Below are 3,587 nucleotides of genomic sequence, written 5' to 3' on the forward strand. Positions count from 1 at the left end.
CACTGTGTGCTCTTTGTTCGTTTTTGTGAATTTTCTATCGATCTCAACCGCCCATCCCCGAGCCCTACCCGTACCACCACCCCCACCCCGCGCCCGCCCCCGCGCCCCCCCCCACCTCCGCCGCGCGCGCGCGGGGGGGCGTGGAGGATGCACTTACGCCCGGGTGGAACGAACCGGCCGCGGGGGGGCGGGGGGGCCCCGCGGTGGCCGAACCTGTCGGCCACGGCGGCTCCGGGGTGATCAGCGGGCGAAGATCGGCAGCGCGGCCGAGCCCGTCGACGGCGGGCGCGGGGCGCTCGAGCCGAGGTCGGCATCGAACGAGCCGGTGCCGCTGCCGACGTCGACCGAGCCCATCGAACTACCGGTGGGCGGGCCGAGCTCGACGGAACCGGAGGGGAACAGGTCCCAATCGGCGCCGCCGACCGCGTTGGCGGTGCCGCCGGCACCGAGCAGGGTTCCCGCGGCGAGCACGGCCAGCAGGCCCGCCCTGGCGGCGGTGGATTGACGGATGGACATGGGTGTTACCTCCGAGCGCTTCGCTGTGATAGCACTCAGACGGTAACTGAAATACGTTGATTTCACACCGGATCGGTGTGGTCCGGCTAGGACTGCGGCCGCTGACCCACTTCCATCTGCACGCGATAGCGGTCGGCGCGGTACCAGCTCTGGGTGTGCTCGATCGGCACCTCCGCGCTGAACGACACCCGGTCGAAATGCAGGACGGGAGCGCCCTTCCTGACGCCGAGCAGGGCCGCGACACCGGCCTCGGCGGCCTGCGCGTCGACGGTCTGCACGGCCCGTTCGATCGGCCTGCCGTAGCGATCGGCCGTGGTCCGGTAGATCGAACCGGTGAGGTCGTGCGAGATCAGGCCGGGGACCAGTTCGGGGTTGAACCAGGCGTCGTCGACGCTGACCGGATCCTCGTCGGCCAGCCGCAATCGGCGCACATGGTAGGCCTGCGCGCCCTGGGGCAGGCGCAGTGCGCGGGCGGTGGCCTCGGGCGCGATCGCTTCCTCGGCGACGAGCACCAGGGTGGTCGGGTGGTGGCCGAGCGCGCGCATCTCCTCGGTGAACGAGGCAAGGTGCAGCCGCGATTGCACGGGCCGGTGCGCGACGAAGGTGCCCTTGCCGCGAACCCGGACCAGATACCCTTCGTTGACCAGCTGACCGACTGCCTCGCGCACGGTGATCCGGCTGACGCCGTAATCCTGCATCAGATTGCGCTCGCTGGTCAGCAGATCGCCCGGCTGTAGCTCACGCGTGCACTTCTGCAGCAGAATCGCGCGTAGCTGTTCGTGTTTGGGCACTGCGCTGTCGCGCAGCGGTGCGGGCATCGCCAGTGGCTCCTTTTTCCTGGTAGGCCGACCGGTCCCTACTGGTCCTATCCGGTTGATTCGAGAATACGCGACCGGCGCGCTGGAGCCCAGAGATCTGTGCCCGGCTCAGCGGATGCCCGGCGTGCGTGGGTCGGTGCCGATGCATCCCAGGATGACGCATCCCGGTGGCGAATCCGCGAACGGGGCCTTCGGAGTCTCGCCGAGGCAGTCGAGGAAGTTGCAGCCGGGGTAGGCGTACGGGCCGACGCCGAGGGTGCCGAAGAAAGCGTCGGGCCGGGCGATCATCGGGTCGGTGACGCTCACATCGGGACGCTCCCGATACGGTCCCGGGTCGGGGATCTGCTGATCGCGGAACGCGGAGACGAGTGTGCGCATCACGTCGTGGGTGTAGGTGGTCGAACTGCCCACCGTGGCCACGCCGGTCCAGTTCAGCACCATGCCGAGGCTGGGCACGATGAAGCTGTCGTTGCGCAGCATGCCCGACATCTTCACCGCGTCGTCGGGCAGTCCGGGGAACTCGAGGCGGCACGGTGCGCCGTTGATCACGAACAGGAAGCCGTAGCAGGGCATGCTCGGCGACGGTGATACCGCCGCGCGCATGTAGTCCTCGGAGATCACCTGCTGGGTGTTCCAGCGGCCCCGATTGCCCACGAGCAGACCGAGTTTCGCGAAGTCGTCCGGCGGCAGGATCAAATGCGCGTGGCCGTAGGTGTTTCCGGCGCGGTCGCGGGCCCAGTAGTAGTCACTGCGGGCAATGCCCAACGGGTCGAACAACTTTCGCTGGGCGAAGGCCTGGAAATCCTCGCCGACCGCCTGCTGGACCACATAGACCAGCAGGTCGACCGCGCGCTGGCTGTAGCGGAACATCGTGCCCTGCGGGCGTTCGATCGGCATCGCGAGTGCTTGGGCGACGACATTGGGATCGAGTTGCGCCAGCCCCGTCGCGCCCTCGGCGGCGACGGCGACCTCCATGCCGGAGGACTCGGTGAGCAGATTGCGCACGGTGATCTCCCGGTGCGCGGCGTCGCCGAGACCCGGCGGCAGATAGCGGCCGATCGGCTCGTCGATCCGCAGCAGCCCCTCGTCGACGGCCGCCCCGGCGACGAGCGCGACGACGCTCTTGGTCCCGCTCCACAGATTCCACGCCACCCCGCCGGATTCGGCGTTGCGCGGGCCGGTCGCGATCAGGCAGTTGTTGCGGTACAGCTGGATGTTGAACCGGGTGATGTCGGTGGCCCGCGCCATGGCGGTGGCCACCACGCCGGGGTCGAGCGCGGCTTCGGCCGGTGTCGCGGACTGCGGTGTGCGGCCGGTGGTGACCTCACACTGCTTCGCGGTGACCGGGTCGGCCTTCGCCGGGCTCGGGAGCCCTGCCCCCGAAATCAGGGTCACTGCGGTAATCGTCGCTGCTACAACGTATTTCAGATAGCCCTGCACGAAACCCTCCAGGTGGTGTGTCCGGAGGGGAATCGTGAACGATCACGTTCTTGTTACGCGGGAATCAGCTGCCGTAGGGCGTGCACACCCCGATCGCGATGTCTTTGGACGTGTTGAAAATGTCGATCACACCGTTGAGTTCGTCGGTGGGCGCCCTGCGTTCCAGGGTGTCGGCGAGGGTATTGGTCTTCTCGATGTAGTCACGCAGCGGCACCGACAGATCGGGGATCACATCGGCGGTGATCCTGCGGTCGAGATCCTTGGCGCTGTTGCGCAGGGTGGTGACCGCGTCCGTGGCCTTGGCATCGGCGTCGGGCGCCTGATCGTTGGAGGCCGCGATGTAGGCGTTGAACGAGGTGACCGAGGTCTTGTTGGCCGACCGCAGGCCGTCGCACGCCGTGTCGTTGGCCGCCTCGATCTTCGCCGCCCGCGACGACGATGCCGCCGCCGACGACGCCGCCACCTCGGAGGTATACGAGGCGAGCTCGCCCTGATTGACCTCGGCGGTACCCGGTACCTGCTTCGAGCAGGCGCCGATGAAGATCACTCCGGTCGCGGTGGCCGCGAGCGCGGTCCCGAGTCCCAGCCGTTCCAGTACTCGCATTTCTCTCTCCTGCCTCGAGATTGCAGGCACCGGTTGGGCCGGAGCCGAACATATCGACCGTACTGGCTACTTCCGGGTGACGTCAGGTCGCGGGGGCGATTTCGCTGACGAACTTCAGACGCGGGGGGGGGCCGGGCGCGCGAGGCCCCGGCCCCCCGCCCCCCAGACTCCGACAACACGCCACAGAGAGCGGCGACTCAAGGACTCTC

4 protein-coding genes are annotated in these 3,587 nt (G+C 68.3%); all 4 read right to left on the bottom strand.

The features are described 5' to 3' along the window. Positions 1-240: 240 nt before the first annotated feature. The 4 genes from ACFWPX_RS05130 to ACFWPX_RS05145 all read right to left on the bottom strand — a co-directional run bounded on the left by ACFWPX_RS05130 (position 241) and on the right by ACFWPX_RS05145 (position 3,378). Positions 241-516, bottom strand: a complete 276-nt coding sequence (locus ACFWPX_RS05130) for a hypothetical protein (RefSeq protein ID WP_378926290.1) — start codon at positions 514-516, stop codon at positions 241-243. Positions 517-602: 86 nt separating this feature from the next. Then, positions 603-1,334 carry a GntR family transcriptional regulator gene (locus ACFWPX_RS05135; protein ID WP_378919460.1) on the bottom strand — a complete coding sequence of 244 codons (732 nt, stop codon included), beginning with the start codon at positions 1,332-1,334 and terminating at the stop codon, positions 603-605. A 108-nt stretch (positions 1,335-1,442) separates the two neighbouring features. Next, positions 1,443-2,729, bottom strand: a complete 1,287-nt coding sequence (locus ACFWPX_RS05140) for a serine hydrolase domain-containing protein (RefSeq protein ID WP_378926291.1) — start codon at positions 2,727-2,729, stop codon at positions 1,443-1,445. A gap of 109 nt (positions 2,730-2,838) precedes the next feature. Then, positions 2,839-3,378, bottom strand: coding sequence for a hypothetical protein (locus tag ACFWPX_RS05145; protein ID WP_378919457.1), 540 nt, complete (start codon positions 3,376-3,378; stop codon positions 2,839-2,841). Positions 3,379-3,587: the final 209 nt, after the last annotated feature.

The organism is Nocardia sp. NPDC058518 (assembly GCF_042719655.1).
In the GTDB taxonomy this organism is placed as follows: domain Bacteria; phylum Actinomycetota; class Actinomycetes; order Mycobacteriales; family Mycobacteriaceae; genus Nocardia.